Consider the following 17,228-nt stretch of genomic DNA (forward strand, 5'->3'; position numbering starts at 1 on the left):
GCCTGAGCTGCCCATGGTCTCCCAGCTGAGATCGCAGATCGAGTCCATCATCCTGGTCGTGGAAACTCCTGCTACGGCAGAGGATTTAGCTGGCGCGCTCTCAGTGCCAGTGACTGCTGTTCAGGAAGAGCTTGAAGCGTGGGCTCAAGAACTCAATGACCGTGGATCGGGCATGGATCTGCGCGAGACGCTGGAGGGGTGGCGGCTCTATACCCGGCCGGCCAACGCTGAGGTCGTCGAAGCTTTTCTTCTGGACGGCACCCAGACCAAAATCTCCCGGGCCGCCATGGAGACTCTCGCGGTGGTTGCCTACCGCCAGCCCGTCACCCGCGCGCAGGTGGCGGCGATCCGCGGTGTCAACGTCGATGGTGTCATGCGCACCCTGACGTTGCGCGGGCTCATCGCCGAGGTGGATCCGGAGGAATCATCGGGAGCTCACCGCTACGTCACCACCGAGCTCTTCCTAGAGCAGCTCGGTATCGACTCGTTGGACCGCCTTCCCGATTTGGCGCCGCTGTTGCCCGATGTGGATGCGATCGAAGAGTCTTGGTAATGCCTTTAACGCACTGGTAGCTTTGGAAACTATGACTCCTCCCGCTCGCCGAGAAGGCACACCGGACAAGTTTTATCTCTCTAACGCGAAGCCCGCCAAGCACCAGAATGTGAGCTTGAGCAAGCGCCGCGAAGCCGCCGAGAAGGAACCCCACCCGCTCGAAGACAACTGGTGGGACTACCGCGACGACCCTGTTGCACCGGAAGGCAACGCATTCAGCGATGATGCTGAACCTGCCGCACCGCACAAGCGCGGGGAGGGTATCCGCCTGCAAAAGGTCCTCGCGCAGGCCGGGGTGGCATCTCGCCGCCACTCTGAGGTGATGATCGATGAAGGTCGCGTCGAGGTCAACGGCAAGATTGTGCGCCAGCAGGGTGTGCGCGTCGACCCGAACGTGGACATTATTCGCGTCGACGGGGTGCGCGTGAACGTCAATGAGGACCAGCAGTACTTCGCATTGAACAAGCCGCGCGGCGTGCACACGACCATGGAGGATGAGCTGGGCCGCCCGTGTGTGGGTGATTTCGTCGCCGACCGCGTGGCGGCGGGCCAGCGCCTTTTCCACGTCGGACGACTCGACGCGGACACGGAGGGCTTGCTGCTGCTCACCAACGACGGTGAGCTGTCCAACCGTCTCATGCACCCGAAGTACGGCGTGGAGAAGACCTACCTGGCCACAGTTCTCGGCGAGGCCAAGCCTGCACTCGTGCGCGAGCTCAGGAAGGGCATTGAGCTTGAGGATGGGGTGGCCAAGGCTGACTACGCTCAGATCGTCGATACGCACCAGGGCCAGTCGCTGATCCGCCTGGTCATTCACGAAGGGCGCAAGCACGTGGTGCGCCGCATGCTCAAAGAGGCCGGATATCCGGTCCAGCGGCTCGTGCGCACGAAGATTCACACCGTCCAGCTCGGTGAGCTCAAGCCTGGCGCGATGCGCGCGCTGAACAATTCTGAGTTGACTGCGTTGTACAAGGCGGTGGAGTTGTAATGAGCCAGATTTCCAATATGCCCAACGGGGGCCTTATTCTCGCAGTTGATGGCCCTTCCGGTACCGGCAAGTCCACGACGTGCCGTACGTTGGCCAAGCAACTCGATGCGAAGTACGTCGATACCGGCGCGATGTACCGAGTGGCTACGCTCGCCGTCTTGCGCGCTGGCGTCGACCCAGCTGACACCGATGCCGTCATCGAGGTCACGCGTGACCTTCCGTTGGAGGTCAGCGATGATCCGGATTCCACCGAGGTGCTTCTAGGCGGTGAGAACGTCGCCCGCGAGATCCGTGAACGTGAGGTCACGCAAAACGTCTCTGCCGTGTCCGCCATTCCGGAAGTGCGTGTCAACCTCGTTGAGCTGCAGCGCAAGTTGGCGCACGACGCGCACCGCGCCATCGTTGAAGGCCGCGATATTGGCACCGTCGTGCTTATCGACGCCCCAGCCAAAGCCTTCCTTACCGCCTCCCCTGAAGTACGAGCCACACGGCGCTACAACCAGGACACCGCAGCCGGCCGCGACGTGGACTACGACACCGTTCTGGCCGACGTGATCCGCCGTGACGAGCTCGACTCGTCCCGCGCGACGAGTCCGCTGCGCCCCGCTGAGGATGCAGCCGTCATCGACACCTCTGAGATGAGCAAGGACGACGTGCTGGACAGCCTGATCGGGCTGATCGAAAGGAGCGCACAGTGACGCATCCACAGGATGAAGACGAGATCGAGTTCTTCGAGGGTGATTTCGACGAGGCTGATTACGGTGAGCCGGAGTCCGATTCCGATCTTTCTGACGATGACCTGACCGAAGAAGAATGGGCGGAAGTAGAGGAAGCTTTCGGTCTCACCGCCGATGGACACCTCGAAGAAGCTTTGCCGACGGTGGCTATTGTCGGCCGACCAAACGTGGGCAAGTCCACGTTGGTCAACCGGTTCTTGGGCCGTCGTGAAGCTGTTGTGGAGGATCACCCTGGTGTGACCCGTGACCGCGTGAGTTACCTGTCGGACTGGAACGGACAGCGCTTCTGGGTGCAGGACACCGGTGGCTGGGATCCGGACGCGAAGGGCATTCACGCCTCCATCGCGCACCAGTCCGAAGCGGCAATGGCTGATGCTGACGTCATTGTCATGGTCGTCGACTCCCATGTCGGAGTCACCGAATCGGACGCTGTCATGGCGAACAACCTGCAGCGCTCCGAGGTTCCCGTGATTCTCGTGGCCAACAAATTCGAGTCCGAGTCCCAGTGGGCGGACGTCGCCGAATTCTATTCGCTCGGTCTGGGTGACCCGTGGCCCGTATCGGCGTTGCACGGCCGCGGCGGTGCCGACGTTCTCGATGAGATCGTCAAGTCGTTCCCGGAGGAGCCCAAGTCGGCGAACTCGGTCACGGAAGGACCGCGCAGGGTTGCGCTCGTCGGAAAGCCGAACGTCGGCAAGTCTTCGCTGCTGAACAAGCTGTCGCGGTCGGACCGTGCGGTCGTCGATAATGTCGCGGGCACCACCGTTGACCCCGTCGACGAACTCATTCAACTTAACCAGAAGCTGTGGCGTTTCATCGACACCGCTGGTCTGCGCAAGAAGGTCAAGAACGCCGAAGGGCACGAGTACTACGCGTCGCTGCGCACGCGAGGCACGATCGACGCCGCCGAAGTGTGCGTTGTGCTTATCGACGCCTCCCAGGAGATCACCGAGCAGGACCAACGCGTCATCAGCATGGTGCTCGACGCCGGTAAGGCAATGGTCATCGCGTTCAATAAGTGGGACTTGATGGACGAGGACCGCCGGTACTACTTTGACCGCGAATTCGACATGCAGCTCGACCACCTGCCGTGGGTGTCCAAGATCAATATTTCTGCGGAGACGGGCCGTGGGCTGCACCGCCTGGAGAAGGAAATGACCACGGCGCTGGAGAACTGGGATAAGCGCATCTCCACCGGCCAGTTGAACAACTGGATGCGGGACGCGATTGCCGCGAACCCGCCGCCGATGAAGAACAACCGCCTGCCCAAGGTGCTCTTCGCCACCATGGTGTCTACGCGCCCGCCGACCATCGTTCTGTTCACCACTGGCTTCCTCGACGGCGGGTACCGCCGATACCTCGAGCGAAAGTTCCGTGAACAATTCGGCTATCACGGCACCCCGGTGCGCATTGCCGTCCGCGTGCGTGAACGCAAGCCCCGTAAATAAGGAGACGCCATGACCGGACAGTCACGCCGTATCACCCGCACCGTCACAGTCGATGGGGTCGACCACACCTACCAGTGCTCTGTTCCGGTCACCTTAGAGGGGGACAAGTTACCGGTCATTCTGGCGATTCACGGTAAGGGTGACAACGGGCATGACTTCCTCGTGGGCACGGGACTCGGTGCCGCCAAAGCGATTGTCGCTGCGCCGACCGGGCGTGGTCTGGCGTGGAGCCCCGCGCCCTACGCCGTGACGACGGTCGAGGAAGACACCGCACTAATTCACGCCATCCGTGACGACATCATCGCCACCTACTCCGTCGACCCGGAGCGGGTGTATCTGGCCGGGTTTTCCAATGGCGGAGGGTTTGTCGCCGTGCTTGCCGTGAATGATCCGTCAGCCTATGCCGGTGTCGCGACCGTCTCAGGGGCGATTCGTGTGGATATGGATCTGCTGGAGCAGGGCACTCCGATCGACTACCTGAACATTCACGGCACCTGGGACGACGTTGTTCCCTACATGGGCCAAGACCGTGGAGTTCTGGGCACCATCATGCCGGCTCCCGACGTGGTCGCCGCCTTTGAACGCCGAAATGGCGATACTGCTCGCACAGTGCACATCCCAGTGGAGGGCATGAGCCACGAATGGCCCTCAGGGATATGGGCCAGGGGCCGGGGCATCGACGTGACCGATGAGATCCTCGGCTTCTTCGATATCGAGAAGTTGGCGGAGCAGGAGTAAACGGTGCGACGCGCAGTCCGATCGACCGCGTTAGGCGTCTTCGCCGCCGTTTTGCTCGCATCCTGCGCTGGTCCGGAAAGCTCCCCGCCAGAGACGAGTAGTGCCTCGGTGCCAGCGGAGGTCTCGCAACGCACCGTCAACGCCGCAGGACGGGAGCGGACCTATACGGTCTCCACCCCGCACGATGCGGACGAGCCTTTACCGGTCATCATTGCTTTTCACGGGCGTGGTGGCACCGGTGAGAGTTTTCTCACGGGCACAGGGTTGGACGACGCACCAGCAATCGTGGCTGCACCTGACGGTGTTGGTGGCGCATGGGCCCCGGCACCCTATGCCGACACCACACTGAAGGACGAAACCGCATTCATTGAAGCGATCGTCGCCGACGTGAAAGCCACCTTTCCGGCTGAAAATTCACAGGTCTATCTCGTGGGGTTCTCCAACGGTGGGGGACTGGCCACCGCTGCCGCGGCAGCTCACCCTGACCGCTATGCGGGCGTAGCCACAGTGGCTGCAGCCGTGCGCACAGATCCGGCACAGTTCACCACAGGTGAAGCTATCGACTACCTGAACATCCACGGCACCTCCGACATCAGGGTTCCCTACGACGGCGAACTTCGCGGCACTAGTGACCGCATTTACGGCGCCGATGACGTCGTGGCGGCCTTCCGCAAACGCAATGGCGATGCAGGCCGAGTCGAGCACCTTGCCGTTGACGGCATGGGGCATGGGTGGCCGGCGGGATCTGGGGCCGACAGCGTGGACGTCACCGAGGAAATTCTTTCCTTCTTTGGTCTGAGTGCTCTCCCGTAACTGTTCAACTTTTCGCCGAAAAGGCGGCGCATCATTCTTCTGCTGTGGAAAAGGGGTAGCCAGCAGGGCGGAAGAAGGCGTGGATGTCGTACTCCTCGTCGCAGTAGCTGTGCGGGTCGTCGGGATCGAAGTCTGCATCGCGGCCCGTGCCGTCGTAGGTGTTGAAGAATTGGTTGTCGGGGACTACGAGCTCATCGTCTGGCACGGCCTTTGGCGGGAGCGGGTGGTAGTGGAAGATTTCGTCGAATTCTTCCTCGAGGTCCTGCAGATCAGCCTTGCACTGTTTGTAGAGGTCCCAGGCAGCTGTTTGCTCCTCCGGAATGTGCGGATCGTAGGCTTGTGCGGTGGTCTCGTAGGCGTCGAGAACTGCGTGACTTTTCGCCAGAAAGTGCTCGGTTTGCTGTCTGAGGCGCTCGACATCGTCAACACTGCGCCGCCACCTGGGCGCTGTGGGGGTGGTGTAGGCGGCGAGCAAGCCATTGGGATCGGTCCAGTAGTAGGTGCCGTCTTCGAGAAGCCACACGATTGATCCTGTCACCGGGTCGGGGACATAGAATGCGCGGCGATCGGTTTTCAGGTTGTGGTGGTGCTGGCATAGGCAGAACAGATTGTCGGCCGTGGTCATGCCACCTTCGTCGTAAGGCTGGCGGTGATCGAGCTGGCAAGCCTGTGCCGGGCGTGTGCAACCCGGGTACACGCACGTGCCGTCCCGGCCGCGGACGTAGGCGGCGACATCAGCTGGCGCGTCGTGCCCAGCGACGACCTTCTTCGACGCGACGTCTAGGTCCACCTCGGTCGTGCCGTAGGTGGCGGCGAAGTGGTGCAGCAAGGCTGTGGAGTTCGGCCCGGTGTGCCCGAACCCGGGAATGAACGCCGCGGCCTCTTGGTCGACCTCACCGTCAGCATTTTTGGGGGCGTAGGCGTAGATCGTCGCCATCGCAGCCGGAGTGACGTCACCGGTGGCAAGCTTGACCAACGCGTTGGCCTGCGTGGTTCCAAGTTCGCGCGCGGTCGCCTCAATGCTTGCTCGCATGGCTGCAATAGTGGCGTTGTCAGCGTTCAGGGTCATCCATGCTGTATCAGCGCCCGCAGCGCCAGGGCCGAAGTCGAGATCATTCGTGCTGGGAGGACCCTTCTTACGCTTCTTCCGCCGCTCAGGATCGAATGCGGCTGCGTTGTCGAACTCCGCGATCATCTTGTTCAACCGCAAGCTGATCGTGTTGCTCGTGGGCAACGGTTGCCGGGTCCGGGTGGGGGTGAATATGTCCACCAGCACGTCATCGAAGGCTTCGTAGGCTTCGGCGGGTGCCTCGCAACCAAGGGCAGCGATTGCTCTTGCGATGGCGTCTAGTCTGTCGACGTCTAACCGCCAATGCTCTTTTTGGATCGCACGGAGACCCGGTAGCCGGCGCAGCGACTGGTAACCGTAAATGCCTTTCTCAACTTCGCCCTTGCGCAACCCGCTGCGTTGCGTCAAGCGGGTCACTTCCAGGTCGTAGTCGCGGGATCCCGCCAACACGTTCTCAGCGTCGGCGAATTCCATGAAGGCGTCGGCTTGACCTTGCCGGATGGACTTTCCGGCAGTTGCAGCGGGACAGTCCGGGTCTTCGGTGACGAAGAAAGGGGCCCGCTTACCCTTCTTCGCTTGCCTACAAGTGTCCATAGTGTCCCCCTCGACGTCGTCGGTTCCGTCCGGATAGCTATGGGAACATTCTTGCAAACCGATGTACCAACATAGCCAGAAACCGAACCCAAAATAGAACGCGCGTTCGAACGATGGACAGATCGCCCAGTGTCTGGCGAGGTCGTTCGAAAAGGCCGGGACGTCGTTAAGCTAGCGCCGCTCGTACACGAACGCGTCGGTGCGATAGGGGAGGGGAATGGGCTGACCTTTGTCGAACCCGAGGCGATCAAAGAGGTACCACCGGAGATTCTCGGTGACCTTCGCGCGCGTGGCCTCATTCGCCCGCAGCCAGTACGATCGCGTGCGTGCGAGTGCGAAGAGGTCGTCCGTGGTCACGGCTTCAAACCACTTCGTGCGCAGTTCGCGTGAAAGCGCCCATTGCTTAGCGACGTCGGGATAAAACCCTTCCCTCTGAACATCCCCCGAGTGACTGATCCGGGAGAGCCGCAGAACCCACGGATGCGACACGTCGAGAGTGTTCCAACACAGGAGCAGTTTGCCTCCAGGCGCGACGACACGGTGGGCCTCTGCGCTGGCCGCCGCGGTGTCGACCCAGTGCCAGGTTTGGGCACAAGTGATGGCGTCAACGGAGGCGTCAGTAAGCGGGAGTGCTTCACCGACTGCTCGGAGAGTTTTCACCTCGGGCATGCGAGAGCGCAACACCCTGAGCATGTCGTTGGAAGGATCAGCTGCGTAGATGGTGCGGCCAGGCTGCACCAGCAGCTCTGTGAGCTTGCCCGTCCCCGCGCCGAGATCGAGTACGCTGCCCGCCGTGCTTATGAGCTCGGGGATGGTAGTGGGGTAGGAGGGGCGTGTGGCGTCGTAAAGCTGCGCCCCGGACGCGAACGCTCTCGCTGTGTGTTGTCGCGATGCGGCGTCGCGGAACCCCGGCATATCTTTGGCGCTGGGTTTGAAGTTGCGTGGAGTGGGGCTGGCTTCCATTACGTGTCAACTTACCGGTCGACGCTTTGATTGCTAAGGTTGCCCACGAAAGCAGCGCCACGATTCCTAAGGATGCACCTTCACCGTGCGAAAACTCACACGATCAGCAGCGATAACCTGCTCTTTCCTGCTCTCTGCCGGGGCGCTTGCAGCATGCGGGGATGGCAATAAAGAGTCGATGCGCGCCGACAGCGTCGCCGAGGAAGTCACGCAGAAGGTTCGTGAGGAACTTGTGCAACCGGTGCGCGATTTCGAGGGTGAACCGTTCACTGAAACCCGGAAGATCAAAGCTGGTGGACTCGACCGGGAATTCATCCTCACCGTGCCGCCGGAAGTCGATGAGCGGTCTGATCTACCACTGATTTTCGCGTTTCATGGGTATACGAACAACGCGGAGGCAATGCGTCAGTTCACTCAGTTAGATAAAGCACATGCAGTGGTCGTGTACATGAACGGTGTGGGCAGCGCATGGGCGCCGGCGCCCTACGCGAAGACATCGGGGGAGCAGGATCTGGCGTACTTCGACGCGGTGCGGCAAGAGATGCTCGAGGAGTTCTCGATCGATCCCGCCAAAGTATTCGTCACCGGCCTGTCGAACGGCGGCGGGTTTGCCGCCTATGCCGCGTGCCACCGTTCCCATCAGATCACCGGCATTGCGACAGTGTCTGCCGCGTTCTACGACAAAGTCTTCGATGATTGTTCGCCAACCCCGGTCAAGCAGATCGACATGCACGGCACCAAAGACGGCATCATCGACTACTACGGGGGAGTGCGCCACAACGAGGCCATCCTCAGTATTCAAGACGTCATGGCTAACGCAGCTCGGCGAAACCACTGCGAACCCGAACCCGTCCGCGCAGAGATCCGCCGTCCCGGCGAAGAGCTCGTGTGGGAGGGCTGTGATGCGCAGCTGCGCCATTACCGCCTCGACGGCGGTAGGCACGTCTGGCCGGGCAGTAAGCAGGACGACAGCTTCGCCACCCAACCATCTGACGGATTCGGAACAGAGACGATTCTGGACTTCTTCGGTGTGGATTTCACCGGCGCGGTGGGGCCGAACCCGCAGTAACCGCACAATCAATTGCTCCGGCGGGTTTTTACCTATCCTGGTGTCCACGATCTCGAAAGTAAGGAGCAAATAGTGAACCGTGAACTTGTTTTCATCGTGTACGCCTCGGACATCGACGCATCGGTCGCTTTCTATAGTGACCTCCTGGGTCTTGAGACCGACTTTGTCACGCCCCGCTACGTCACCTTCGCGCTGGGTGAGGGGGTGTTCTTAGCGCTATGGTCGGGAAATGCCAACTCGCTGGAAGGTGCAGCGAATCGCACTTCGGAGGTATGCCTGAACGTGCCTGCCGAAGAGGTCACCACCACGTTCGAACAGTGGAAGAACAAAGGGGTAACGATCCTCCGCGAGCCCTATGAGGAAGTGTTCGGCACGACGTTTGTAATCGAAGACCCCGACGGGAATCTTATTCGCGTCGCGCCTATTGACTAGGTCTGCTGACGAGGCCAACAGCTGCAAAGAGTAAAGGCCTCGGACAACTCATCTTTCGACCCCTCAGCGGTGAGCCCGATCTAACCCCACTCCTGATTTTCGCGTGCCGGATGAAAGCCACCGCAACTCGACGAATAGCCTTTGTTTTACTGGCGAAAGTTTCACACTGCCTAAAAACGTTGCGCACTCAAAGAAGTCGGGATTACGCTCGGCCACACCCTAACCATGGAAAGGTTCCCCATGAAAGCACTGACCTGGCAAGGGAAACGCACCGTGAGTGTCGAGGACGTCCCCGACCCCAAGATCATCGAACCCACCGACGCCATCATCCGCGTCACCTCCACCGCCATCTGCGGCTCTGACCTCCACCTCTACGAGGTCCTTGGACCCTTCATGGACAAGGGCGACGTGATCGGGCACGAGCCGATGGGCATTGTCGAGGAGGTCGGCAGTGCTGTGACCAACCTCAAACCCGGCGACCGCGTCCTGGTCCCCTTCACCGTCTCCTGCGGTCACTGCTTCATGTGCGAGCGCGGCTTTCAGTCTCAGTGTGAGACCACGCAGGTGAAGGAGTACGACAAGGGAGCTACCCTGTTCGGTTACTCGCGCCTCTACGGCTCGCTGCCCGGCGGCCAGGCCGAGTACCTGCGCGTCCCGCACGCCGACTACGGCCCCATCAAGGTCCCCAGCGTCGGCGAGGACGAGCGCTACCTCTTCCTTTCTGACGTTCTGCCGACCGCCTGGCAGGGCGTCAAGTACGCAGGCGTCCCTGACGGCGGCACCCTCGCTGTGCTCGGCCTCGGCCCGATCGGGCAGATGGCTACCCGTATCGGTGCGCACTTCGGCTACCGCGTCATCGGAGTCGACCCCGTCGCGGAGCGGCGCGCCATGGCGGCCCGGCACGGGATCGAGGTCATCGAGGACGGCGAGGATGTCGTCGAGAAGCTGCAAGAGCTTTGCGACGGCCGCGGGCCCGACTCCGTCGTCGACGCCTTCGGCATCGAAGCCCACGGTTCTCCAGTCAGCGGCGTCTACGGCGGGATGAAGGACCCGATGCCGATGATGACGCTCTTTGACAAGCAGATCCAGATGCGGATGGGCCAGTGCAACGTGCGCAACTGGACCGATGACATCCTCCCGCTGGTCGACGACCCGTCCGACCCCCTCGGCGTGCTTGACCTGAAAACGCACACCGCGCCGCTTGACGACGCCCCTGCCATGTACGAGAAGTTCCAGAAGAAGGAGGACGGCTGCATCAAGGTCGTCCTCAAGCCGTAAGAACCCGTGAAAAGAATTGTCGGGCTGACAGGATTTGAACCTGCGACCCCTACACCCCCAGTGTAGTGCGCTGCCAAACTGCGCCACAGCCCGTTGCTCCCGAAGCATTCTTGGGGAACTTCGATAGATTACAGCACGGTCAGTTTAATCAGTAATCAGCAGGTCACGTAGAGTCGCACTATGGGTAAGTTTGACTGGTTCTGGAAAGCGATGGGCTCGACGTCTGAGCGCAACGACAAGAAGTCGAAGGGCATTGTCGCTTCCGCGCACGAACTCATTCCTGCGTACGAGGGGCGCAGTGATGCGGAGCTTGCCAAGGAGATCCGGGCAACCGTTGTGGACGGGCAGATTCAGAAGAAGCCAGAGTTTCTCGCCATTCTTTCTGTGGCCTCAACCCGCACGTTGGGGATAACGCCGTTCAACGTGCAGAATCAAGCGGTACTGCGTCTGCTCGAAGGCGACGTGATTCAGATGGCCACCGGTGAAGGCAAGACGCTCGTGGGTGCGATGGCTGCCACGGGTTTCGCACTCACTGGCAAGCGTGTGCACGTCATCACCGTGAACAACTACCTCGCGCAGCGTGACGCGGAGTGGATGCGCCCGCTCGTCGAATTCTTCGGGCTCACGGTGGGCTTTGTCACCGAATCGAGCGAGCGCGAAGACCGGGTTGAATCGTACAGGGCGGACGTAGTCTACGCGCCAGTTGCGGAAATCGGATTTGACCACCTGCGCGACAACCAAATCACGAGTCGCGGCCAGACTGTTCAGGCGCGGGCTGACGTTGCGCTTGTCGACGAAGCAGACAGCGTGCTTGTCGACGAAGCCTTAGTCCCGCTCGTCCTCGCCGGTTCCAAGCCAGGGGAGCAGGCTACCGGGCAGATCACGGAGGCTGTTTCCCATTTGAGGGAGGGGATCGACTACACGATCGATGCGGATCGCCGCAATGTGTTCCTGACCGACGACGGCGCCGCCAAGCTGGAGAAGTCTCTCGGTATTGACTCGCTGTATTCGGATGGGAACATCGGCACGATTCTCGTGCGCGTCAACCTCGCATTGCACGCGAAAGCGCTGCTCATCCGCGATGTCCACTACATCGTTCAGGACGGCAAGATCGACCTAGTGGATGCCTCCCGTGGTCGCGTCGCTGAGCTCCAACGCTGGCCCGACGGTTTGCAGGCGGCTGTCGAAGCGAAGGAAGGACTCGATGTCAGTGAGGGCGGCCGCATCCTCGACTCCATCACGCTCCAGGCACTGATGCGCCGTTACCCGCTCGTGTGCGGGATGACGGGTACTGCGGTGGAGGCGACGGATCAACTGCGCCAGTTCTACGATCTGCGCGTCTCGGTCATCGAGCGGGCTAAACCCCTCCAGCGTTTCGACGAGCAGGATCGCGTTTACGCCACCATGGATGAGAAGTTCAAAGCCATCGTCGCGGAGATTGCCCACCTTCATGAAACGGGGCAGCCAGTGCTCGTCGGCACGCACGACGTGGCTGAGTCTGAGGCTCTTGCTGACGCTTTGATGCAACGCGGCATCGAGGTCAACGTGCTCAACGCCAAGAACGATGCGGAGGAGGCGCGCATCGTGGCAGAAGCGGGCGATCTGGGCCGCGTCACGGTGTCGACGCAGATGGCCGGACGAGGTACCGACATTCGCCTGGGCGGCGCTGACGAGGCCGACCACGACGCCGTTGCGGAACTCGGTGGACTAGCGGTCATCGGTACGGCCCGACACCGCACAGCGCGCCTGGACAATCAGCTCCGTGGCCGCGCGGGACGCCAGGGCGATCCTGGCTTGAGTTTGTTCTTCGTGTCCCTCGAAGATGACATCGTAGCCGCGGGTGGAGCGGACGAGAAGATCACTGCGCAGCCCGATGCCGATGGCCGGGTGGACGCAAAACGCATTCACGACTTCGTGGCCCACTGCCAGCGTGTCACTGAGGGCCAACTGCTAGAAATCCACGCGCAGACGTGGAAGTACAACCAGCTTCTTGCAGATCACAGGGCTATTATCGACGAGCGCCGCGCCATCCTCTTGGACACCGACCGTGCATGGGTCGAACTGTCGCAGCGTGCGCCGGAAAAGGCTGCGGAGGTTGAGGCTGCGGGCGTCGATAAGCATGTGCGTGAACAGGCCGCGCGCGAGATCATGCTTTTCCACCTCGACGACGAATGGTCCGAGCATCTGGCCCATATGGACGACGTCCGCGAGTCCATCCACCTGCGGGCCATCGCGCGCGAAACCCCGCTGACCGAGTATCACCGAATTGCCGTGCGGGAGTTCAAGGAGCTGGCACAACGCGCTGTCGATCGTGCCGTTGACACCTTTGAGCAGGTGCTTATCGACGACCGCGGCGCCCACCTCGCTAACACCGGCTGGAAGCGCCCGAGCGCAACGTGGACCTACATGGTGTCCGACAACCCGCTCGCCGGGGGAGGAAATTCGGTCATCTCTGGGATAGCCAGCATGTTCCGGTAGGTTAGAGCGCGAACCGCCCACGATCGCAGCGCGGTCGACGAAGTTGTCGGTATGATGGGCGTGAAGTTGAATAACGATTGACATCCGTCGAAAGCGTCAGGAGAAGACATGAGCGAGAACACCGGTACGCCGGAGGCACAGGTAGAAACCACTTCGGTATTCCGTGCCGATCTTCTGAAGGAGATGGAGACGGGAGCTACCGCCTCTGACAACGTCGGTGGCGTGGAGGGCCTGCCGGAAGGCGCAGCCCTCCTCGTTGTGAAGCGTGGCCCGAACGCGGGTGCCCGCTTCCTGCTGGACCGTGACACCACCACCGCAGGCCGCCACCCCGAGGCAGACATCTTCCTCGATGACGTGACCGTGTCCCGCCGTCACGCTGAGTTCCGCCGCAATTCCGGCGAGTTCGAGGTCGTCGACGTCGGATCCCTCAACGGCACCTACGTTAACCGCGAGCCGCGCAACTCCCAGGCGCTGTCTACCGGCGACGAAATTCAGATCGGCAAGTTCCGCCTCGTTTTCATCTCTGAATCTGAGTAATCCTTCTGCACAGTGACCGCGATCCGGAAAACCCAACAACAGGCACCCCAACAAGCAAAGAAGACGGGGAACAAGACCATGTCCATCGGCGTGGTCATCCAACGCCTGCGCGAAGAATTTCCGGATGTCACTGTGTCGAAGATCCGGTTCCTCGAATCGGAGGGGCTGATCAGCCCGGAGCGCACAGAGTCGGGGTACAGGCGCTTCACGGAGGCTGATATTGATCGCCTGCGCTACATCTTGGTGACGCAGCGGGATAACTACCTGCCGCTCAAAGTCATTCGCGAGCAGCTTGAAGCCATGGATTCCGGAGACGTCGTCGTGGTCTCTGAGCAAGTCATTTCCTCGGAGAGCATCGGCGCGGCGAAGGCGACGCGCCTGACAGACAAAGACGTGGCCGTACAGGCGCAGTGCGAGCAGTCCTTCGTAACGAAGTGCATCAATGCTAGATTGATCGTCCCGGACTCGAGTGGGCTGTTCTCCGCCGATGACGTACGGATTGTCAGCACGGCAGCTTCGTTGGCTGAATTCGGTCTTGATGGACGCCACCTGAAAGCCCTTCGCAATGCTGCAGGCAGGCAAGCGGACATGGTGGCAAAGGTCGTTGGCCCTGTTGCGAAGTCGGGTAAAGCCTCCGCCAAGCAGGAAGCTGACGAGCTCGGGCAGCAGGTGGCCTCACTTGTGGTGTCTTTGAACTCTGCCTTGGTGAAGGACGAGCTGCGCCGCGGGCTAGGGGCGTAGGCCTATGACCTCTGTTCCCGTCACATTTTGCGGGGTTTTTCCCGTCGGCCCGGAAAGCTTCCTGTGTGCACTGCTCCTGTGGGAGGAGCGCCGTCGTTTCGTCCCGGTGTGGTTGCCGCCCGTCGGTGGGGCGCAGCTCATTGGACGCATCGGTGACTGGGAGCCCACGCGCCCCGACACCCATGATCTGCTGCTCGATCTCATCGAGCAGTCCACCGCCGGCATTGCTGCTATTGAGCTGACTAATTATCACAACGGCGTGTTCATGGCGCAGATCACGATGGAAGACGGTGCCGAGTTCGATTGCCGCCCGACGGACGCGTTTGTCCTGTCCGTCATGCTGGATATGCCGATTGAGGTTGATGAAACTGTCTGGTCGCAGTCGTCATTGTGGCTGTCAGCGGAGGATGCGCTGGATTACTTCGACATTGAAGTCGATGACGAAGCGGTGCCAGCCGGATCTGATTCTGCCTCTGGTGATGCCAAGGCAGACGCTGATTTTCAGCAACTGATGCGCGATCTCGGAGTATCAGAGCAGGACCTCGGATTCGAAAGATCCGATGTTAAAGATGTGACTGAAGATGACAGTGGGGAAGAGTAACTCTAAAGTTAAAGTTGAGCTTGAAGTTACGGCGTGTCGGTGTCCCTGGTCTTGACCGCAGCTTAAGCTTGGCTTTAAATAACTAGTGCGCCCTTCTCTAAACATCATGGGAGTAATTACGTGAGTATCTTCGACAGTCACGACGACATCGATGCCCCTGTCCAGGAAAGCCTGTTTGACCTCGGGCCGTCGGATGAGGTTGGCTACCGCGTGCCCATCGCATGCCAGGTGGCCGGCATCACGTACCGCCAGCTGGACTACTGGGCGCGCACCGATCTGGTGAACCCCTCCATCCGAAACGCCACAGGCTCCGGCTCGCAGCGTCTCTACTCCTTCACTGACATCCTCGTCCTGAAGATCGTCAAGGGCCTGCTGGACACTGGCATCTCCCTGCAGAACATTCGCCTCGCCGTGGACAACCTGCGTGACCGCGGCATCAACGAGATCTCCGAGATCACCCTCGTTTCCGACGGCGCCACCGTGTACGAGTGCCGCAGCAACGACGAGATCATCGACCTGCTCGGCGGTGGCCAGGGCGTGTTCGCCATCGCTGTTCCGCAGATCGTCAAGGAGCTCACCGGCACCATCTCGGCGTTCCCCTCCGAGCGGATCGGCGGCGACGCTGTCGCAGAAGAATCCGACAACGTCGTCGCACTCGATGAACTGGCTGCCCGCCGGGAGCGTCGCAGCTCCTAGGGTCAACCGAAGATACGTCAAACCCTGCTGGATAATCTCCAGCAGGGTTTTCCTTTTACGTAGGGAGTTTTAGAGTCCTACTGCCTCGCGGATAGCGGAATCGACTGGGGAAGAGAGGTCAGTGGAGGAGGTTGCTGCGTCGATAAGCACCTGGTCTTTTGGCGCGGCACCAACGTGAACGACAGACAGTTCAACTCCAGCTGCACGAGCGTGTGCGATAGCCGGTGTCACGTCAGCGTCGTCGACAGTGCCTGAGGTAATCAACATCACTCGGATGGGAGTTTCAACAGACTCTGCATACTTCAGCGCGGCTGCGACGGCTTCACGGGTGCGGGGGGCACCGGCATTGATGAAGCCTTGTGCGGCGGCACCGATCTGCGCGCCATCGTTGGTGAACTCCACGTTGCGGCGGAAGCCCTGGGTGACGCCGGGGTTGAGCGGCGAGGAGTAGTTCCACAGCGCAACTTGGCGCCCAGCGTCCGTAAGTGAAGTAGCCACCGCTCCAATGCTTTGGGCCACCGGTTCCGCAAAGTGTGCCATTTGATCCGAGGTGTCCAGCAGGAACAGGGTGTCAATCGGTTCACCGATCTCCGTCTGCGCTGGTTCGTGCTCCTGCGCCGCTGTGGAGATGCGTTCTCCACCGTTGGGGCGGGCAGCGGCCCAGACCGACTCAGCGACGACCGGGAGCTGGGAGTCGTTGCCGTACTGTTCACTCGCGAAGTCTGCGAATGCTTGAGCCGCTCGAGTTTGGTCCTCTGTGACGGCGTCCGTCGTATTCAGCGGGATGGCAGAGTAGACGACAGAGGTATCGGCTAACGGGCTGAATGTGAATCCGTCGGGGACGTTGGATTCATCGCTGGCAACGAAGCGGGTGGAGTTCGCGGTGTCGGATGCGGCGGTGCCCACACGCTGTTCGGTCAGGGCGGCAACGGCGGCGTTATCGTTGTCAGCTACAGCGGAGGCGACAACTGCAGATGCTTCGGGCTGTTCATCGGTGGGGAAGTCCACCTGTTTGATGTCCACTGTGGCCGGGTCGATCTCATTAGGCCCGGCAAGTCCGACGACCGACGAATACACGGAGGCGGGCTCGTTGGTCGTGGCACTGCGTTGTGCATGCGCGATCTCCTGGTGGGAGATCGGTGTGTTAGGCGCAATGTATACAGCGGCCTCGCTCAGGTTGTCCACGTAGACAGGCTGAACACAATAATCGCGGACCACAGGCTGGGAGTTGGCGTAGGCGTTGATCACCTCGCGGGCCACGCCTTCCGACGACGCAGCGACGGGCAGGGCTAACTCACCGGACACGCACTCGGGCGCGGCTTGGTTCCCGCCCGCTTTGCCACGATGCGTTCCCCACACCACCCCCGCAGCCGCAACCGCAAGCATCATGAGGGCGAGCAATACGAGGAACGCAATTGCGCCCTTGGACAGGGCGTAGTTGTTCTTGCCGTTGGAATGCCGAGCCATGGTCTGCCTTTCGCAATAGTTACGAT

The 17,228-nt window shown here is 61.0% G+C and carries 17 protein-coding genes and 1 tRNA gene; 14 read left to right on the forward strand and 4 right to left on the reverse strand.

The annotated features are described in order from the left end of the window. The first annotated feature begins 13 nt into the window (after positions 1-13). The 6 genes from KBX18_RS03925 to KBX18_RS03950 are packed head-to-tail and all read left to right on the forward strand — an operon-like array spanning position 14 to position 5,277. The gene (locus tag KBX18_RS03925; RefSeq protein ID WP_255994958.1) at positions 14-553 is read left to right on the forward strand and encodes an SMC-Scp complex subunit ScpB; all 540 of its coding nucleotides are present in this window, start codon (positions 14-16) and stop codon (positions 551-553) included. Between the two features lie 31 nt (positions 554-584). Further along, on the forward strand, positions 585-1,541 hold the full coding sequence (locus KBX18_RS03930; RefSeq protein ID WP_255994892.1) for a pseudouridine synthase: 957 nt from the start codon (positions 585-587) through the stop codon (positions 1,539-1,541). Beyond that, complete coding sequence (gene cmk, locus KBX18_RS03935) at positions 1,541-2,239, forward strand: (d)CMP kinase (RefSeq protein ID WP_255994893.1); 699 nt, start codon at positions 1,541-1,543, stop codon at positions 2,237-2,239. The genes KBX18_RS03930 and cmk overlap by 1 nt, the downstream gene beginning before the upstream one ends. Beyond that, a complete protein-coding gene (gene der, locus KBX18_RS03940) occupies positions 2,236-3,726 on the forward strand; it encodes a ribosome biogenesis GTPase Der (protein ID WP_255994894.1) in 1,491 nt (496 codons plus the stop codon). Before cmk ends, der begins: the two co-directional genes overlap by 4 nt. Positions 3,727-3,735: 9 nt before the next feature. Further along, positions 3,736-4,464 carry a PHB depolymerase family esterase gene (locus KBX18_RS03945; protein ID WP_005290224.1) on the forward strand — a complete coding sequence of 243 codons (729 nt, stop codon included), beginning with the start codon at positions 3,736-3,738 and terminating at the stop codon, positions 4,462-4,464. A 3-nt stretch (positions 4,465-4,467) separates the two neighbouring features. Beyond that, complete coding sequence (locus KBX18_RS03950; protein ID WP_083770297.1) at positions 4,468-5,277, forward strand: PHB depolymerase family esterase; 810 nt, start codon at positions 4,468-4,470, stop codon at positions 5,275-5,277. Between the two features lie 31 nt (positions 5,278-5,308). Here the strand turns inward: KBX18_RS03950 and KBX18_RS03955 are convergent, their stop codons facing one another. Next, positions 5,309-6,940: an HNH endonuclease signature motif containing protein gene (locus KBX18_RS03955; RefSeq protein ID WP_255994895.1), complete on the reverse strand. Its 1,632-nt coding sequence runs from the start codon at positions 6,938-6,940 to the stop codon at positions 5,309-5,311. Between the two features lie 171 nt (positions 6,941-7,111). Continuing rightward, positions 7,112-7,903 carry a class I SAM-dependent methyltransferase gene (locus KBX18_RS03960; RefSeq protein ID WP_005290219.1) on the reverse strand — a complete coding sequence of 264 codons (792 nt, stop codon included), beginning with the start codon at positions 7,901-7,903 and terminating at the stop codon, positions 7,112-7,114. A 178-nt stretch (positions 7,904-8,081) separates the two neighbouring features. On the opposite strand from KBX18_RS03960, the gene KBX18_RS03965 reads away from it, so the two are divergent. From KBX18_RS03965 to KBX18_RS03975, 3 genes are all read left to right on the forward strand, one after another. Further along, positions 8,082-8,972 (forward strand): PHB depolymerase family esterase, encoded by an 891-nt coding sequence (locus KBX18_RS03965; protein WP_005290218.1) that lies wholly within the window; start codon positions 8,082-8,084, stop codon positions 8,970-8,972. Between the two features lie 72 nt (positions 8,973-9,044). Beyond that, positions 9,045-9,404, forward strand: a complete 360-nt coding sequence (locus KBX18_RS03970) for a VOC family protein (RefSeq protein WP_040423721.1) — start codon at positions 9,045-9,047, stop codon at positions 9,402-9,404. A gap of 240 nt (positions 9,405-9,644) precedes the next feature. Then, positions 9,645-10,682 carry an alcohol dehydrogenase catalytic domain-containing protein gene (locus KBX18_RS03975; RefSeq protein ID WP_255994896.1) on the forward strand — a complete coding sequence of 346 codons (1,038 nt, stop codon included), beginning with the start codon at positions 9,645-9,647 and terminating at the stop codon, positions 10,680-10,682. 19 nt (positions 10,683-10,701) lie between these two features. Here KBX18_RS03975 and KBX18_RS03980 read toward each other — a convergent pair. Further along, a tRNA-Pro gene (locus KBX18_RS03980) sits at positions 10,702-10,775 on the reverse strand. An 87-nt stretch (positions 10,776-10,862) separates the two neighbouring features. Between KBX18_RS03980 and secA2 the strand changes: the two genes are divergently transcribed. The 5 genes from secA2 to KBX18_RS04005 all read left to right on the forward strand — a co-directional run bounded on the left by secA2 (position 10,863) and on the right by KBX18_RS04005 (position 15,735). Further along, positions 10,863-13,160, forward strand: a complete 2,298-nt coding sequence (gene secA2, locus KBX18_RS03985; protein ID WP_255994897.1) for an accessory Sec system translocase SecA2 — start codon at positions 10,863-10,865, stop codon at positions 13,158-13,160. 108 nt (positions 13,161-13,268) lie between these two features. After that, on the forward strand, positions 13,269-13,697 hold the full coding sequence (gene odhI, locus KBX18_RS03990) for an oxoglutarate dehydrogenase inhibitor Odhl (protein WP_005290211.1): 429 nt from the start codon (positions 13,269-13,271) through the stop codon (positions 13,695-13,697). Positions 13,698-13,709: 12 nt separating this feature from the next. Continuing rightward, positions 13,710-14,438 carry a MerR family transcriptional regulator gene (locus KBX18_RS03995; protein WP_255994898.1) on the forward strand — a complete coding sequence of 243 codons (729 nt, stop codon included), beginning with the start codon at positions 13,710-13,712 and terminating at the stop codon, positions 14,436-14,438. A 4-nt stretch (positions 14,439-14,442) separates the two neighbouring features. Continuing rightward, positions 14,443-15,039 (forward strand): bifunctional nuclease family protein, encoded by a 597-nt coding sequence (locus tag KBX18_RS04000; protein ID WP_255994899.1) that lies wholly within the window; start codon positions 14,443-14,445, stop codon positions 15,037-15,039. Between the two features lie 120 nt (positions 15,040-15,159). Continuing rightward, the gene (locus KBX18_RS04005) at positions 15,160-15,735 is read left to right on the forward strand and encodes a MerR family transcriptional regulator (RefSeq protein ID WP_321207014.1); all 576 of its coding nucleotides are present in this window, start codon (positions 15,160-15,162) and stop codon (positions 15,733-15,735) included. A 69-nt stretch (positions 15,736-15,804) separates the two neighbouring features. Here the strand turns inward: KBX18_RS04005 and KBX18_RS04010 are convergent, their stop codons facing one another. After that, complete coding sequence (locus KBX18_RS04010) at positions 15,805-17,202, reverse strand: vWA domain-containing protein (RefSeq protein WP_255994900.1); 1,398 nt, start codon at positions 17,200-17,202, stop codon at positions 15,805-15,807. Positions 17,203-17,228: the final 26 nt, after the last annotated feature.

The organism is Corynebacterium sp. CCUG 69979 (genome assembly GCF_024454095.1).
Taxonomy (GTDB): domain Bacteria; phylum Actinomycetota; class Actinomycetes; order Mycobacteriales; family Mycobacteriaceae; genus Corynebacterium; species Corynebacterium genitalium.